Here is a 15,994-nt window from a genome sequence, read left to right as displayed (position 1 = left end):
GAGATACTACCGCCGTTGCGGAACAATTGCATAAAACAGCAGTAAACCCGCTGGTAAAGGCATAGTTTAATTTCTGTTTGTCGATAGTTTTTAGTCTCGAATATAGGCCTCTAGGCGATCACAGGCGGCCACCACATCGGCGGTATCGCAGGCATAGCTCAGCCGAATCCAGCGGTGCCCGTGCACGGCGTCGAAGTCCACCCCGGGCGCCACCGCCACTCCCGTGGCGTCGAGTAGCTCATGGGCGAAGCGGAAGGAATCCTCGGTGATCGAGGAGACATCCACATAGCAGTAGAAGGCGCCATCCGCGGGCGCGATATTCTTCAAGCCCAGCGCGGGCAGTCGCTCCATGAGGATCTCCCGATTGCGGGCATAGCGCTGCACATGCGCGTCGAGTTTCTCCAGGGCGGCGTCGTCAAACGCGCGCAGGGCGGCCTGCTGCGAGATCGCCGGCGGACAGACCGTGAAATTGGCGTGAAGGCGATCGAGCACCCCCACCAGCTCCGGTGGCACGATGAGCCATCCGACCCGCCAGCCGGTCATGGAGAAATACTTACTCACACTGCCCACAATGACCGCCCGTTCAGAAAACTCGGCGGCGCTGCGGCACTCGGCACCATAGCTGATGCCGTGGTAGATCTCGTCGGAGATCAGTACCACGCCGTGCGTATCGCACCACTGCGCTAGACGACGCAACTCTGCCGGATCGATCACCGTGCCACTGGGGTTGGAGGGCGAGGTCACAATCACCGCCCGCGGCAGCCGCGGCAGGGCCTGCAGATCCTCAACGCGCAGCTGAAAGGCGTGTTCGGCATCGCTAACGTCGATCTCCACCATGCGCACCCCGAGCGCGGAGAGCACATTGCGATAGGCGGGATAGCCCGGGCGGGCCAGCACCACCTCATCGCCGGGGTCGCAGACGGCGAGAAAGAGCGAGGTGAACCCGCCCGAGGAGCCGGTGGTGATGAGAATACGTTCCGGATCCACCGGCACCGCATAGCGGCGCTGATAGTAGTCGGCGATCGCCTCCTTGAGCTCCGGCGTGCCGCTGGCGGCCGTGTAGCCGAGGATGTCCTGACGCACCGCCGACTCGGCCTGCTCCAGCACGGGGCTGGGCGCAGGGGTGGAGGGCTGGCCCACGCATAAAAGCAGCGCATCGCCGTGTGTCTGGCGGCGCTGCAGGGCGCGGGCGAGAATATCCATCACGATAAACGGTGCCACCTCGCCGCGCTGGGAAAGATGCATCGGCGCCGCGGTGGGGGAGGAGTCGGTAGAACGCGAAGCTGCTGACATGCCTTTTAGTATGGCCCATGCGCTCCGTCCGGCGCCTCCTGCCGCGCGGAGGCCACTGTGCGGCAGGGAGCGGCCTAGACTAGAACACCATGCCCGAAGGTCATGTGATTCACCGTCTCGCCCGTCAGCTCAACCAGCATTTTGCCGAGCGGAGAGTGCAGGTCAGCTCGCCCCAGGGGCGCTTTGCCGCCGCCGCGGCGCAGCTCGACGGCCACCGCTTCGAGCGCGCGGATGCCTGGGGAAAACACCTCTTCATCCACATCGACGCCCCGCAGCCGGACTCGATCGTGCATATTCACCTCGGGCTCATCGGTAAGTTCCACTTCGAATCCCCCGAGGCTGATTGGGGACAGATTCGGCTGCGCATCGCGCACGAGGAGATCGCCGCCACGCTCCGCGGCCCCCAGTGGTGCCGGCTCATCACCGCCGAGGAGCAGGCCGCGGCGATTGCCCGGCTGGGGGCTGATCCCTTGCGCGCGGACTCCGATTGGGAGGAGCTTGCGGGCCGCGTCGCCCGCTCGCGCCGCAGTATCGCCTCGCTGCTAATGGACCAGAAATACTATGCCGGGGTGGGCAATATCTACCGCGCCGAGGTGCTCTTCCGGCAGGGAATCGACCCCTTTACCCCGGGCCGCGAGCTCACGGCGCCGCAGCGGGAGGCCATTGCGCAGGATCTCTGCCAGCTCATGCGCGATGGGGAAGAGAAGGGCTGGATCGACACCGTGCTGCCCGCCCACACCCCCGAGGCCATGCGGCGGCCGGCACGGGAGGATGCGCACGGCGGCGAGGTCTATGTCTACCGTCGCGCCGATCAGGATTGTCTGGTGTGCGGCGGGCCCGTGGCGAGCCGGCCCGTGGAGGGGCGCAATCTATTTTGGTGCCCCTCCTGCCAGAGCTGAACAGCGGCGCGACGGAGTAATTCTACGCTCCCGTAGGGTAGGGGAGCAATGCAGGTCACCCCATAAAGAGGGGCGAAAAACGGCGGCGGTGTCGGTACGGCAGATTCCGCTACGCTGGGGGATGACAGGGCTACCTACTCGCGTCACTCCATTCACCGTCGAGCCCCAGAGGGAGGGTGTCAGATGAAGAAATTGATGAATGATCCCCATGATTATGTCGCCGAGTCCATCGCCGGATTCGCCGCAGCACACTCCGAGCACGTGCAGATGCACACCGAGCCGTTATTTGTGTCCCGCTCCGCTGCCACGCGCAAGGAGGAGGGCAAGGTCGGGCTGATCTCCGGTGGCGGCTCGGGGCATGAGCCGCTCCACGCCGGATTCGTGGGCACCGGCATGCTGGATGCCGCCGTGCCCGGCGCGGTATTTACCTCGCCCACCCCGGACCCCATCCAGGCCGCCACCGTGGAAGCCAACCGCGGGGCAGGTGTGGTGTATTTGGTGAAGAACTACACCGGCGATGTGCTCAATTTCGATACCGCCGCCGAGCTCGCAGAGCTGGACGATATCGAGGTGCGGCAGGTGCTGATTAATGATGACGTCGCGGTGGAGGATTCGCTCTACACCGCTGGTCGACGCGGTGTGGCCGGCACCCTGCTAGTAGAGAAGATCACCGGCGCCGCCGCCGAGCGCGGCGATAGCTTGGACGAGGTGGTCGCCGTGGCCGAAACCTGCGTGGCCCAGGTGCGCTCCATGGGCGTGGCCCTGAGCCCCTGCCACGTCCCGCATGCCGATCAGCCCTCCTTCGAGCTGGCGGAGGGCGATGTGGAACTCGGCGTGGGCATTCATGGCGAGCCCGGCCGCCGCACCACCACCTTCGGCAGCGCCGATGAACTCACCGACGCGGTGCTGGATCCGATCCTCGCAGATCTCTCCCTCGCCGCCGGCGAGAAGGTGATTGCACTGGTCAACGGCATGGGTGGCACGCCCCTCTCGGAGCTGTATATTGTCTATCGCCGCCTCGCAGAACGACTTACTGAACAGGACGTCACTATTTCGCGCTCGCTCGTAGGCAACTACGTCACCAGCCTTGATATGCAGGGCTTTTCCATCTCGCTCATGCGTGTTGATGACGAGCTGCTGGCGCTCTATGACGCTCCCGCCCACACCCCCGCTTTTACTCACTAAGGAGGCTTGAGAATAATGGCTGAACTCTCTCTCGATTGGGCTCTCGCGTGGATCGACCGCTGCGTGGCCGAGGCCGCCGCTCACCGCGTGGAACTGACCGATCTCGACCGCGCCATCGGTGACGCCGATCATGGCGAGAACCTCGACCGTGGCTTCGGCGCGGTCTCCGCCACGCTGAAGCAATCCACCCCGGACACCCCTGCCGCGGTATTCAAGACGGTGGCCGCCACGCTGATCTCGACCGTGGGTGGTGCCTCGGGCCCGCTGCTCGGCACCGCCTTCATGCGCCTGGCCAAGGTGGCACCGGAGCAGATTGACGCCACCGCCGTGGCCGAGATGTATGAGGCCGCCGTCGCCGGTATCCAGGCCCGCGGCAAGGCCGAGGAAGGGGAGAAGACCATGGTGGATGCGTGGGCCCCGGCTGCGGCCGCCGCGCGGGCCGCCGCCACTGAGGGCGCCGATGCCGCCGCCGCACTGCAGGCTGCCGCCGATGCGGCCGCGCAGGGCGCAGAGGCCACGATCCCTATGAAGGCCACCAAGGGCCGCGCCTCCTATCTGGGGGAGCGCTCCGAGGGGCACAAGGATCCCGGCGCCACCTCCTCGGCCTACTTCCTCGCTGCGGCCGCCGCAGCCGCACAGGAAGGCAAATAACTCATGGCCGTCGGTCTTGTTTTTGTCTCACACTCGGCCCAGCTGGCCGAGGGGCTGCGCGATCTCGCGCGGCAGATGGCCTCCGAGGTAGATATCCGCGCCGCGGGCGGCACCGCCGATGGGGGCATTGGCACCTCCTATGACCGCATCGAGTCGGCCGTCACCCAGCTGCGCGACGCCGACCGCGAGGTGCTGATCCTCACGGATCTCGGCTCGGCCACCATGACCGTAGAGATGCTGCTCGAATTCCATGAGGATGAGCCCATCTGCTTCGTGGATGCACCCTTGGTGGAGGGCGGTATCGCGGCTGCCGTGGCCGCCCAACAAGGCGTGGATCTACGCGGGGTGATGGCGGCGGCCCGCAACGCCATCTATGGCTTCCGCACCCCCACCCAGCAGGACACGGCGGCACCCGAGCCGAAGGCGACTACGGATAGCACCGCCGGCTATAGCCGCACGGCTGTTGTGGCCGACGAGGTCGGGCTGCACGCCCGCCCCGCGGCACTCATCGCCGAGATGGCCGCCACGGCCGAGGGCGAGGTAGCGATCAACGACGCCGATGCCGCTTCAGCGCTCATGGTGATGGGACTGGGGATCGCCCAGGGAGAGACAGTCACCATCAGTGGCGAGGACAGGGATTCCGCGGTGATTGATCGCATCGCCGAGGCCATCGCCGCGGGCCTCGATTAGGCGCGTAAACCCTGGAATACGTAGCTCAACGCCATATCGGCGGCGTCCTCGGGCTCGCCCTCATAGCAGGCCGCAGTGGTCACGCAGCTGGCGATGATGAGCTCCGCGATCACGCCCGGCTCCAGCGCGGCGCTGAGGCGCTGGGCGGCGCGGGCGGCGTCGATATGCGTGATGAGTTCCTGACGTAGCTGCTGCCGCACCTGCCGCAGGGGAGCACCCAGCTCCTCGGAGCCGCTGGCCGCGACGGCGAGCCGGAGGCTGCCGTGATCCTCGGCGAGGGCCACGGTGAGTTCCCACACCATGTTCTTGAGAATGTCCAAGCCATCATCCTCGCCCTCCTTGGCGAGGGTGATAATGCTGGCGCAAGTATGCTGGGCGCGCTCGGCCACAGCGGCGATGAGCTCGCCCTTGGATGCCACGTGGTGATACACCGCGGACTTGGTGATGTTCAGTGCATGCGAGATCTGGCTGATGGATGTCTCCGCAATACCGCGTTGGTGAAACTGCTCCTCAGCGGCGCTAATGATATCCGCGCGGCTATTGCCGGGTCGTCCCCTCCGGCGTGGCTTCTCGCTCACCTGCTCCCTCTCTTTTCCTCGGCTCGCGCTCGGACGCGACCTAAAGCTGAGTGCCTAATAGTACAACACTGCGCCTGAGAGCAGCAGCGCCCCAGCTAGCACGGTTAGTGGACCCAGCAGCCGAGGCTCGCCACCACCGCATCGGGGCTGCCGAGGCGCGATCCGAGAGCGTAGAGCAGCATGAGGGTGAGCATAAAGAGCAGGCACAACGCCAGAGCGAGGCGCTGCACTATCGGCGGCGACACCGTGACCAACCAGGCCCCGAGGGCAGCGCCCAGGGTGTTATAGAGCAAATCATCGATATCGCTATAGCCTAAGCGGAAGACATACTGGGCGAGCTCAATGCCCAGGCTCAGCGCGAGGCTAAGGAGCGTGGCCGTGCGCACCGGATGGGCGCGACCGCGCAGCAGTAGCACCAGCACGAAGCCGAGCGGGGCGAAAAGCGCCACATTGCCCGCCACGTTGAGGAGCGAGCCCACGACGGACTGGGCATTCCAAAAATCATCCAGTGGCATGAGCTCCACGCCGCGGTGGCGGTGCGCCTCGCGCCGCCACAGGTGACCGATAACAAAGACGCTTTTCAATAAGGTTGCAGCGGCAATCGTGACCAGCTGGCAGATGAGCGCAGCCCACACGAGCCCAGGGCGGGGGCCACTGGGACGTGCGGGCTGGACGGCCTGGGCCCCCTGAGCGCTCGATTCAGAGGCTGTCATAGGGGGCCTTCCTGGGTGTCCGCGTCAGAGATACACCCAGCGTAGTTCACAGGCGGGGTTATTTGACCACGAGGTTAATCATCTTGCCCGGGATGACGATCTGCTTCACCACAGTCTTTCCCTCAATATGGGCGGCCACCTTCTCATCGGCTACGGCCAACTCCACGAGGGCCTCGCGATCGGCGTCCACCGGGGCCTGGATGCGGCCGCGAACCTTGCCATTGACCTGCACCGGCAGCTCCACGGTATCGTCCTTCAGCCAGGCCTCATCCCAGGTGGGGAAGGGCTCATAGGTGATGCTCTCCTCGTGGCCCAGGATGCTCCACAGCTCCTCTGCGATATGCGGGGCGATCGGGGCGAGCATAGACACCGCCGGCTCCACGGCCGCCCGCGGGGTGGCAGTAGAGGAGTAGTGCTTGGTCAGGAAGTTCACGTACTCGATGAGCTTCGCCACCACGGTGTTCATGCGCAGGTTCTCATAGTCCTCACGCACGCCCGCCACCGTGCGGTGCAGGGCCTTGAGGGTGGCGTCGTCAAGCTCCTGCTCGGAGACGCTGCACTCACCCGTGGATTCCTCCACCACCAGCCGCCACAGGCGCTGCAGGAAGCGGTGGGCGCCGACAACATCCTTCGTGGCCCAGGGGCGAGACGTATCCAGCGGGCCCATGGACATCTCGTAGACGCGCAAGGTATCGGCGCCGTACTCATCGCACATATCGTCCGGGGAGACGGAGTTCTTCAGGGACTTGCCCATCTTGCCGTACTCCTGGGTCACCTTCTCGCCCTGGTAGAAGAACTCGCCATCCTTCTCCTCCACCTCATCGGCGGGCACGTACACGCCACGGGAATCGGTGTAGGCATAGGCCTGAATATAGCCCTGGTTATAGAGGCGGTGATAGGGCTCGCAGGAACTCACATAACCGAGATCGAAGAGCACCTTATGCCAGAAGCGGGAATAGAGCAGGTGCAGCACGGCGTGCTCGACGCCGCCCACATAGAGATCCACGCCGCCGCCCGGGGCGCCCTCGCGGGGGCCAGTCCAGTAGCGCTCGTTCTCAATATTGCAGAACTGCTCCTCGTTCTTCGGATCGATATAGCGCAGCTGGTACCAGGAGGAACCGGCCCACTGGGGCATCACATTGGTATCGCGGGTGTAGGTCTGCAGGCCATCGCCCAGATCCAACTCCACATTCACCCAGTCGGTGGCCTTCGCCAGCGGCGGGTGCGGGGAGGAATCGGCATCGTCTGGGTCAAAGGACACCGGCTTATAGTCCTCCACCTCCGGCAGCTCGATGGGCAGCATCTCCTCCGGCAGGGCGTGGGCCACACCCTGATCGTCATAGACGATGGGGAAAGGCTCGCCCCAGTAGCGCTGGCGGGCAAAGAGCCAGTCGCGCAGCTTGTACTGGATCTTCTCGCGGCCATAGCCATTCTGCTCCAGCCAGACGATCGTGGTGGCCACGGCCTCTTCCTTGCCCAGGCCGTTGATGTCCAAGCCTTCCTCATTGGCGGAATTCACCGCAATGCCCGGCTCGGTGAAGGCGGCGGTGGAGATATCGCCACCGGCGACCACCTCCCGAATGGGCAGCCCGAAGGCTTGGGCGAATTCATAGTCGCGGTCATCGTGCGCCGGAACGGACATGATGGCCCCGGTGCCATAGCCGGTGAGCACATAATCACCAATAAACACCGGAATCTCTTCACCGGAGACCGGGTTCACGGCCTGCACGCCCAAGTACACACCGGTCTTATCCTTGTTCTCCTGGCGCTCCAGATCCGACTTGGCGGCAATCGAGGAGCGATAGGCGGCCACCGCCTCGGCTGGGCTGGCGGCACCAAAGGTCCAGCGCTCGTCCACGCCCTCATAGCTTGCGGGCGCATGGGTGAGCAGTTCATCCACCAGCTCGTGCTCGGGGGCGAGCACCATATAGCTGGCGCCGAAGAGGGTATCCGGGCGGGTAGTAAAGACAGTGATGGTGTGGCCGGCGGCTCGGAAGTCCACCTCGGCACCGCGGGAGCGGCCGATCCAGTTGCGCTGCATGGACTTCACCTTCTCCGGCCAGTCCAGCAGATCCAGATCATCGATCAAGCGATCCGAATAGGCAGTAATACGCATCATCCACTGCTGCAGATTCTTGCGGAACACCGGGAAGTTGCCACGCTCCGAGCGGCCCTCGGCGGTGACCTCCTCATTGGCCAGCACCGTACCCAAACCAGGGCACCAATTGACCGTGGAGTTCGAGCGATAGACCAAACGAAACTCGTCGATCACCTCGGCGCGCTCGACATCATTCAACTCCGCAAAGGGGCGCCCATAGCGCTCGGGGGTAGCGATCTCGCCGGACTCGAGCAAAGGAATCAGCTCGTCGATACGGCGTGCCTTATTGCTGCGCTCATCAAACCAGGAATCGTAGATCGTGAGGAAGATCCACTGGGTCCAGCGGTAGAAGTCCGTATCCGTGGTAGCGAAGCTGCGGCGCGTATCGTGCCCCAAGCCGAGACGCCCGATCTGACGGGACATGTTCTTAATATTGGCCTCAGTAGTCGTACGCGGGTGCGTCCCAGTTTGCACCGCGTACTGCTCGGCCGGCAGGCCGAAGGCATCATAGCCAAAGGCGTGCAGCACGTTCTTGCCCAGCTTGCGATGAAAACGAGCAAAAGCATCGGTGGCGATATAGCCCAGCGGGTGGCCCACATGCACGCCCACGCCCGAGGGGTAGGGGAACATGTCCTGCACAAAGAGCTTGTCCTCCGGAAGGCTCTGGCCACCCTCCTCGGCCAACTCGCCTACGGGGTTCGGCGCATTGAAGGTGCCGTGATCGGCCCAGTACTTCTGCCACTTGCTTTCAATGTCGGCCGCTAGGCCGGCACGGTATCTATATGCGGGTACGTCGCTCGGGTTAGTCATGCGTCATAGTGTAGCCGGTGCGACTCGCCGCTTTCGCACGAGCATCCACGCGGAGTGTGCCTGCGGGTCGGGGGCGGCGCGCGGCGAATGTTTCACGTGAAACATTGCCTGCGGAATGCCGTCTGCTTATTTACTGACCGCAGATACACTAAACCGCCCAGAACCTGTCCGAATGGACGGTCTGGGCGGCGTGCGAGTGTGCTATTAAGCGTCCTCTAGTTCAGTTTTCTTCTCTGCGCCACGACCGCCGGAGAGCTTATTCACGATCATGGCGATGGCACCATCGCCGGTGACATTACATGCGGTACCGAAGGAGTCGATGGCGATATAGGCCGCGATCATCAGCGCCACCTGATCATCGGTGAAGCCGAGCATGGAGCTCAGCAGGGTGGAGGCGGCCATGATGGCACCACCAGGCACGCCGGGTGCGGCAATCATCGTGATACCCAGCATGAGGACGAAGCCGAAGGCGAGTGCGGGGCTGACCGGAGTGCCCGCCATAAACATGATGGCGAAGGCGAAGAGCGAGATCTTCATCATCGAGCCCGAGAGGTGAATGGTGGCGCAGAGCGGCACCACGAAGCCAGCCACATTGGCGGAGACACCATTCTTCTGCGCACAGGAGTAGGTGACGGGGATGGTGGCGGCCGAGGAGGAGGTGCCCAACGCGGTGAAATATGCAGGCAGCATGGTCTTCCACGCACGCAGCGGGTTGCGGCCGGCGATAGCGCCCGCGATGAGGAATTGCACCAGCAACAACACCAAGGTGGCCACGATTGCCAGGATGAGCACCACGGCAAACATCGTCATGGTCTTTTGCATATTCCCGTTCTTACCCATGGAGAGGAACATGCCGAAGATGAAGATGGGTAGCAGCGGAATCACGAACTTACGAATGGTGAGCTGCACAATCTCCTCCACCTCCTTGGCCAGCGTATAGGCGGTATCCGCCTTGACCACCGTCATGCCGATGCCGAAGATGAAGGCCAGCAATAGCGCCGTCATGATATTCATCAAGGGCGGCATTTCTACCTCGAAGTAGGGGGTGAGGGCGCCGGCATCAATGTCCACGGCATCGCCGAGCGCCTCGGAGGAGAGGAGCGAGGGATAGAGCCCGCGGCTCAGCCCATAGGCGGCAAAGCCGGAGAGCACCGTCGATGCATAGGCAATGGCGGTGGTGACGAGAAGCCACTTGCCCGCGCCGCGTCCGATGCCCGCAATGGCGGGGGCGATGAGCGCGAAGATGAGGATGGGGATGAAGAAGCCGAGGAAGTTTCCGAAGAGCCCATTGAAGGTGACGAAGATGCGTGCCAGCCAATCGGGGAGCACGAGGCTCAGAGCGCTACCGAGGACGATCGCGACGATGATCCACATCAGCAGCGAGCCGAGGAAGCCTCCTTTCTTTTTCTCCGGGGCGGCCATCGTGGCCTGTCCAGTGTTCATGAGAATCCACTTTCGTTTTCGTAACGTGACGTTATTTCACTAACCTGATAGCCGGCGGAACTCCGTTGTGGCGGTTCCTCCACATCTGAGCCATTCCCGCTGGTCAGAGCGGTGCGATAGGGCGCTGTGAGGCCAGCACACCACGCCAGGGCCGGAGATAGTCCAGATACCAAGAAACCACGGGTCCACACAAAGAAGACGCCTGTGCGTAGGCCTCAATCTACCGCACACGAGGCGTCCTACCACCCTTACTCCCCGATCTGCGGTTAGGAGATAGCCGACGCACGCCCAGGAGGGGAGGGGAGTGCTCCACCGTGGCGGCGAAGGCGTGCCGTCGAGCTTTTCGCGCCCTCGCCACCCATGGCTTAGAGTGTCATTCATGGCTGTCCTCGGCATCATTTTGCTTATTCTCACCCTTGCCCTTCTCATCCTCGGCGCCCTGGCATGGACACAGCACCTGCCTGGCAATGGCCTCATCGGCATCCGCGTCCCCGAGGTCCGCACCTCGCGCGAGATGTGGAACGCCGCGCACAAGGTGGCCGGCCCCGTATGGCTGGTCGCGGGCCTCGCCATGGGCATTGGCGCCCTGCTCGCCTTTTCCGCCGCCGGCTGGATGTGGCTTCTCGTTCTCGCCGCCGTCGTGGCCAGTGTCACCCTCCTAGGCATCGGTGCCGCCCTCGGCGCCAAAGCAGTGGCCATTATCGACGCCAACCGCAAGATTTCCGACGCCGCTGCCGCCCAGGCGGGCGACTCGGAATCCCAGGCTCCGCAGCCCGAGGTGGACGTCGATAAGCTGCGCTCGGCGCTGCGCCGCTCGCAGAATCAGGATGAGACCTAAAGGTCAGCGTCTATAGTTCATTCATTCGTGTACTATCGGGTGCATGAGCTTCCAAGAAACACATAATGACGCGCTGAAGCGCGTGGGCACAGCGCTCGCCAGTGATACTCGGCGAGCGCTTCTTCTTGCCATGATGGATGGCGTCCACTATCCCGCCGAGCTTGCCGAGCGGCTGGGAACGGGACGCTCCAATGTCTCTAATCACCTCACCTGCCTGAGCGATTGTGGGGTCATTCGCGCCCAGCACGAAGGGCGCAAGGTGCGTTATGAGATCAGCAGTCCGCAATTGCAGCACGCTCTACTCGAACTCTCACAGGTGGTACTCACCGTGCAGGAGAGCGAGAGCTGCTTGGTAGACATGGGGGCTAGCCATGAGTAGCGCATGTTGTGCCTGCGAATCCGGCGAAGTCCGGGAGACGACCGAGGGCCCCTGGTACCGCGATCGTCAGATTCAATTAGCCCTTGGCTCGGGAATCGCCATGATCCTTGGCTTCCTGGTGCACCCCTGGTTCTACTATCTCGGCATCGCCTTGGGCGGAGCCACCTTCGTGCCCGGAGCGCTCAGGACCTTCGTCAAGAATCGCGGCCGCGCCCGGCTAGGCGTCGCGCTATTGATGACGATCTCCGCCATCGGCGCCATTCTCCTCGGCTTCCCCGGCGAAGCGGCCACCCTCGCCTTCCTCTATTCCCTCGTTGAGTCCATCGAGGATCGCTCCCTGGATAAAGCGCGGGATGATCTGGAGTCGATCGATAAACTCCTGCCCGAGACCGTGGAGACCCTCGAGCGCGGGCGCGTGCCCGTCCGCGAACTCGGCGTAGGCGAAATGTTTCACGTGAAACCTGGGCAGCGCGTGCCCACCGATGGCGTGGTCCGCACCGGCCGCTCGCACATGGATGTCTCCGCCATTACCGGCGAGCCCATGCCCGTGATGGCTGGGGTAGGGGAGGAGGTCATTGCCGGCTCGATCGCCCTCGATGGCTCCCTCGAAGTGGAGGCCACCTCTCCTGGCGCGAAGAATACGCTGTCCAGCATCGTAGAGCTGACCACTACCGCTCAGGACCGCAAGGGTGCCGCGGGCCGTCTTGCCGACCGTATCGCCGGCGTGCTGGTCCCTGGCGTGCTGCTTCTGGCGCTCGCCACGGGCGTTATTGGCAGCATCCTCGGCGACCCGGGGCTCTGGATCCCCCGCGCCCTCACGGTGCTCGTGGCGGCCTCGCCCTGCGCCCTCGCGATCTGCGTGCCCATCACCATTTTGGCCGCACTCGGCCGCGCCAGCCGCATGGGCTGCGCGGTGCGCGATGCCGCCACCGTCGAAAGATTCCACGGCATTACCACCGTCGCCTTCGATAAAACCGGAACTCTCACCCAGGGCCGCCCCCAGGTGGTGCATATCGACGCCGCCCCCGGTACGGAGTCCCAGCAGGTACTCGCTATCGCCGCCGCGATTGAGCACCACAGCGAGCACCCCTTGGCCCGGGCCATCGTGCAGGCGGCCGCGCAGCAGGGGATCAGTCCCGCCACGGCCACCGATGTGCGCGAGACCCCGGGCGAGGGCTTGCGTGGCATCGTCGAAGGCGCGGAGATCTCCGTGGGCCGTGCCCGCGATGTCACCGCCACCATCGGCGGCGCCAGCGTGGTGGAGGTACGCCGCGAGGGAGAGCGCCTCGGCATTATCGAGCTCGCTGATTCCCTGCGGGAGGAGGCACCGGAGGCCATCCGCGCCCTCGAGGCGCAGGGTCTGCGCACGGTGATGCTCAGTGGCGACCGCCAGGAGGCGGCCGAAGCCATTGCCCACTCGGCGGGTATCGCCGATGTGCGCGGCGATCTCAGCCCCTCCGATAAGCATGCTGCGGTGGATTCGCGCCGCTGGATGATGGTGGGCGATGGCATCAATGATGCACCGGCCCTTGCGGCCGCGCGCATTGGCATCGCCATGGGTGCCACGGGCACCGATATTGCCCGCCGGAGCGCCGATATCACCTTCGTCGGCCATAGCCTGACGCTGCTTCCCCCGGCGCTGCGGCACCTCGCCCGCGCTCACCGCATCATGATCACCAACCTGGCCCTGGCGCTGGCTATTGTGGTGGCCTTGCCGCCGCTGGCAATCACCGGCGTTCTGGGCCTGGCGGAGGTAGTGACCATCCACGAGGCGGCCGAGGTACTCATTATTCTCAATGGTGTACGCGCCGGACTCCTGCCGCGATCCGAACGCTCTTAGCGGCTCTACCCCCATCTAGCACCCATCTTCCTAGCGGCAGAGAGACTACTGCTAAAGTAGCTGCCATGTTGTTGCACGAATTCACTTCCAGCACCCACTCGTGGTGGTGGCGCGCCAGCTAGGGCGAGCCACGAATTCGGCATTCCAACGTCTTTTCACTAGGCTCGCTCGCTCCCCGGCGCGGCGAGCCTTTTTTGTTGCCTGAGAGGGCGCGGGCTCGACGCACTGGGGGAGGTGGCCCCACCGATCAACCCAGGCTTCAGAAGAAAAGAGCACGATGACACTCACCACCCCGCCGCACTATGAGCCCGCAGTGCTGCGCCGCCCAGTGCGCTATCACCGCGATGCCTCCGAGGTATATCGCGCCCTCTGTCTTGATGGCACGAACACCCCAGCAGACTCGGTTCTGCTGGAATCGGTCGATATTGAGTCCAAGCGCGGCGTGAAGTCCCTTGCCATCCTCAGCGCCTCGCTGCGGCTGACCTGTACCGGCCATGATGTCCAGGTGGATATCCTCAGCGCCTCTGGCGAGCCCTTGGCGGAGCTGCTGGCGACCCGCCTGGCCGAGTACCGTCTCCCGGGCGATCGCCTCCGCTTCCATTTCCCGCCCTCGACGGCGATGGACGAGAAGGAGCGCCTCCTCGCCCCGAGCACGGTGCTGCCCCTGCGGCTGCTGCAGCAGGAGTCCGGCTTCCACGATGGCCTCTTGCCCTTCCTCGCGGGCGGCTTCGCCTTCGACTACCTTGCCACCTTCGAGGAGCTTCCCGAGGTGGAGGAGGGGCCCAATACCTACCCGGACTATCAGTTCATCCTCGCCGAGACGCTGCTGGACATCGACCACCGCTCCGAGGAAGCCTCGCTCGCACGGGTGAGTACCCGCGCCTCCTCCCGCGAGGCAGACACCGCGGAGCTCGAGCGCATTTCGGCGCTTATCGACGCCCACTCCGCGCCCTCCAGCCCCGCCGCCGCGGAGGACGCAGCCGATGTTTCACGTGAAACATTGCACGCGGAGATCAACTTCAGCGATGAGCAATTCCGCGATGTCGTGCGCACGCTCAAGGGCAATATCTACGACGGCGATATCTACCAGGTGGTGCCCGCCCGCACCTTCAGCGTGGAGTGCCCCGATGCCTTCGCCGCCTATCGCCAGCTCCGCGTGTCCAATCCCAGCCCCTATATGTTCTATATCCACGGCGCAGCGGCTGCGGGCGCGGAGGATGGGGCAGGGGAGAGCACCTATGAACTCTTCGGCGCATCGCCGGAGTCCAACCTCAAGTACACCGCCGAGAGTCGGACGCTGCAGATCTATCCCGCGGCGGGCACGCAGCCACGCGGGCTCAATCCCGATGGCAGCCTGAATCGGGAGCTCGATACCCGCAATGAGCTTCTGCTCCGCACCGATAACAAGGAAACGGCCGAACATGCGATGCTCGTGGATCTTGCGCGCAATGATCTCGCCCGCGTGGCAGTGCCGGGGACCCGGGCGGTGGATCGGCTCATGCAGGTGGATCGCTACTCCCGGGTGATGCACTTGGTCAGTATCGTCAGCGCCACTCTGGCCGAGGACTTCGATCCGCTGGACGCCTACCGCGCCTGCATGAATATGGGCACGCTCACCGGCGCCCCGAAGATTAAGGCGGTGGAGCTCTTGCGGAAGGCAGAGGGGATCCGTCGCGGTAGCTATGGCGGCGCCGTGGGCTATTTGGCGGGCAATGGCGATATGGATAATTGCATTGTTATCCGTTCCGCCTTCGTCCGCCACGGCCGCGCCCATGTGCAGGCCGGTGCCGGCGTCGTCCGCGACTCGGTGCCGCAATCCGAAGCCGATGAAACCGTACACAAGGCCTATGCGGTGCTGGACGCCATCGCGGCTGCCGCAGCACAGGAATTGAAGGTGGAACGAGCATGAGCCACATTGTTGTCATCGATAATTTCGACTCTTTCGTCTACAACCTGGTGGACGCCATTGCCGCCACCGAGCACCGCATCACGGTGGTGCGCAATACCACCCCCGTCGCCGAGGTTCAGGCTCTGCAGCCGGATCTGCTCGTGCTCTCGCCCGGCCCCAGCTATCCTGCCGAGGCGGGCACCATGATGCAGCTCATCGCCGCCGAACTCGGCTCCACGCCCATGCTCGGCATCTGCCTCGGCTTCCAGGCGCTCATCGAGCACTGTGGGGGAGTGGTGGCCCCCTGCGGGCCCGTGCATGGCCGCATGAGCGACATGGTGCTGAGCGAGGCGGGGGCGGGCTCCCCACTCTTCGCCGGCTTGAGCGTAGACCCGCATCCGGACCGCAGCACCGGCGCCGGCGACCACGTACCGGTCGCGCGTTATCACTCACTCGGCTGCGTCGATGCCCCCGAACGCATCGAGAGTCTCGGCACCTGCCCCTCGGACAGCGGGGACGTCATCATGGCCGGCATTATCCGCGACACGGCGGGGCAGACCGACGCCATCGGCCTGCAATTCCACCCCGAGTCCATCCTCAGCCCCTCCGGGCCGCACATCATTCAGCGCGCCATCGACATCTTGCTCCCATAATGGAGGGCAGCACCCCCTGTCCTCCCCGCACTGTTT

Annotated in this window: 14 protein-coding genes; 9 read left to right on the top strand and 5 right to left on the bottom strand. The window is 64.3% G+C overall.

Annotation, left to right across the window (positions count from 1 at the left end):
* Window positions 1-90: 90 nt before the first annotated feature.
* Window positions 91-1,293, bottom strand: coding sequence for a pyridoxal phosphate-dependent aminotransferase (locus tag KR227_RS08100; RefSeq protein ID WP_370625212.1), 1,203 nt, complete (start codon window positions 1,291-1,293; stop codon window positions 91-93).
* An 89-nt stretch (window positions 1,294-1,382) separates the two neighbouring features.
* Between KR227_RS08100 and KR227_RS08095 the strand changes: the two genes are divergently transcribed.
* From KR227_RS08095 to dhaM, 4 genes are all read left to right on the top strand, one after another.
* Complete coding sequence (locus KR227_RS08095) at window positions 1,383-2,192, top strand: Fpg/Nei family DNA glycosylase (protein WP_218364855.1); 810 nt, start codon at window positions 1,383-1,385, stop codon at window positions 2,190-2,192.
* 183 nt (window positions 2,193-2,375) lie between these two features.
* Window positions 2,376-3,377, top strand: coding sequence for a dihydroxyacetone kinase subunit DhaK (gene dhaK, locus KR227_RS08090; RefSeq protein WP_218364854.1), 1,002 nt, complete (start codon window positions 2,376-2,378; stop codon window positions 3,375-3,377).
* A gap of 15 nt (window positions 3,378-3,392) precedes the next feature.
* Complete coding sequence (gene dhaL / locus KR227_RS08085; protein WP_218364853.1) at window positions 3,393-4,028, top strand: dihydroxyacetone kinase subunit DhaL; 636 nt, start codon at window positions 3,393-3,395, stop codon at window positions 4,026-4,028.
* Window positions 4,029-4,031: 3 nt separating this feature from the next.
* Window positions 4,032-4,718 (top strand): dihydroxyacetone kinase phosphoryl donor subunit DhaM, encoded by a 687-nt coding sequence (dhaM, locus tag KR227_RS08080; protein WP_218364852.1) that lies wholly within the window; start codon window positions 4,032-4,034, stop codon window positions 4,716-4,718.
* Here the strand turns inward: dhaM and KR227_RS08075 are convergent.
* From KR227_RS08075 to KR227_RS08060, 4 genes are all read right to left on the bottom strand, one after another.
* On the bottom strand, window positions 4,715-5,296 hold the full coding sequence (locus tag KR227_RS08075; protein WP_218364851.1) for a helix-turn-helix domain-containing protein: 582 nt from the start codon (window positions 5,294-5,296) through the stop codon (window positions 4,715-4,717). The genes dhaM and KR227_RS08075 overlap by 4 nt on opposite strands.
* Window positions 5,297-5,400: 104 nt before the next feature.
* On the bottom strand, window positions 5,401-6,009 hold the full coding sequence (locus tag KR227_RS08070) for a VanZ family protein (protein WP_218364850.1): 609 nt from the start codon (window positions 6,007-6,009) through the stop codon (window positions 5,401-5,403).
* Window positions 6,010-6,067: 58 nt separating this feature from the next.
* Window positions 6,068-8,917: a leucine--tRNA ligase gene (leuS, locus tag KR227_RS08065; protein WP_218364849.1), complete on the bottom strand. Its 2,850-nt coding sequence runs from the start codon at window positions 8,915-8,917 to the stop codon at window positions 6,068-6,070.
* 204 nt (window positions 8,918-9,121) lie between these two features.
* Window positions 9,122-10,360: a dicarboxylate/amino acid:cation symporter gene (locus KR227_RS08060; protein ID WP_218364848.1), complete on the bottom strand. Its 1,239-nt coding sequence runs from the start codon at window positions 10,358-10,360 to the stop codon at window positions 9,122-9,124.
* A gap of 379 nt (window positions 10,361-10,739) precedes the next feature.
* Between KR227_RS08060 and KR227_RS08055 the strand changes: the two genes are divergently transcribed.
* The 5 genes from KR227_RS08055 to KR227_RS08035 all read left to right on the top strand — a co-directional run bounded on the left by KR227_RS08055 (window position 10,740) and on the right by KR227_RS08035 (window position 15,958).
* A complete protein-coding gene (locus KR227_RS08055; RefSeq protein ID WP_218364847.1) occupies window positions 10,740-11,198 on the top strand; it encodes an SdpI family protein in 459 nt (152 codons plus the stop codon).
* Window positions 11,199-11,241: 43 nt separating this feature from the next.
* On the top strand, window positions 11,242-11,577 hold the full coding sequence (locus KR227_RS08050) for a helix-turn-helix transcriptional regulator (RefSeq protein WP_218364846.1): 336 nt from the start codon (window positions 11,242-11,244) through the stop codon (window positions 11,575-11,577).
* Window positions 11,570-13,417 (top strand): cation-translocating P-type ATPase, encoded by a 1,848-nt coding sequence (locus KR227_RS08045; RefSeq protein WP_218364845.1) that lies wholly within the window; start codon window positions 11,570-11,572, stop codon window positions 13,415-13,417. The genes KR227_RS08050 and KR227_RS08045 overlap by 8 nt, the downstream gene beginning before the upstream one ends.
* A 277-nt stretch (window positions 13,418-13,694) precedes the next feature.
* Window positions 13,695-15,326 carry an anthranilate synthase component 1 gene (locus KR227_RS08040; protein WP_218364844.1) on the top strand — a complete coding sequence of 544 codons (1,632 nt, stop codon included), beginning with the start codon at window positions 13,695-13,697 and terminating at the stop codon, window positions 15,324-15,326.
* On the top strand, window positions 15,323-15,958 hold the full coding sequence (locus KR227_RS08035) for a gamma-glutamyl-gamma-aminobutyrate hydrolase family protein (protein WP_218364843.1): 636 nt from the start codon (window positions 15,323-15,325) through the stop codon (window positions 15,956-15,958). Before KR227_RS08040 ends, KR227_RS08035 begins: the two co-directional genes overlap by 4 nt.
* Window positions 15,959-15,994: the final 36 nt, after the last annotated feature.

Source organism: Corynebacterium sp. TAE3-ERU30 (genome assembly GCF_019209925.1).
Classification (GTDB): Bacteria; Actinomycetota; Actinomycetes; order Mycobacteriales; family Mycobacteriaceae; genus Corynebacterium; species Corynebacterium megadyptis.
The sequence above is the reverse complement of the archived record's forward strand: the minus strand, read 5'-3'. Positions and strand labels throughout refer to the sequence as shown.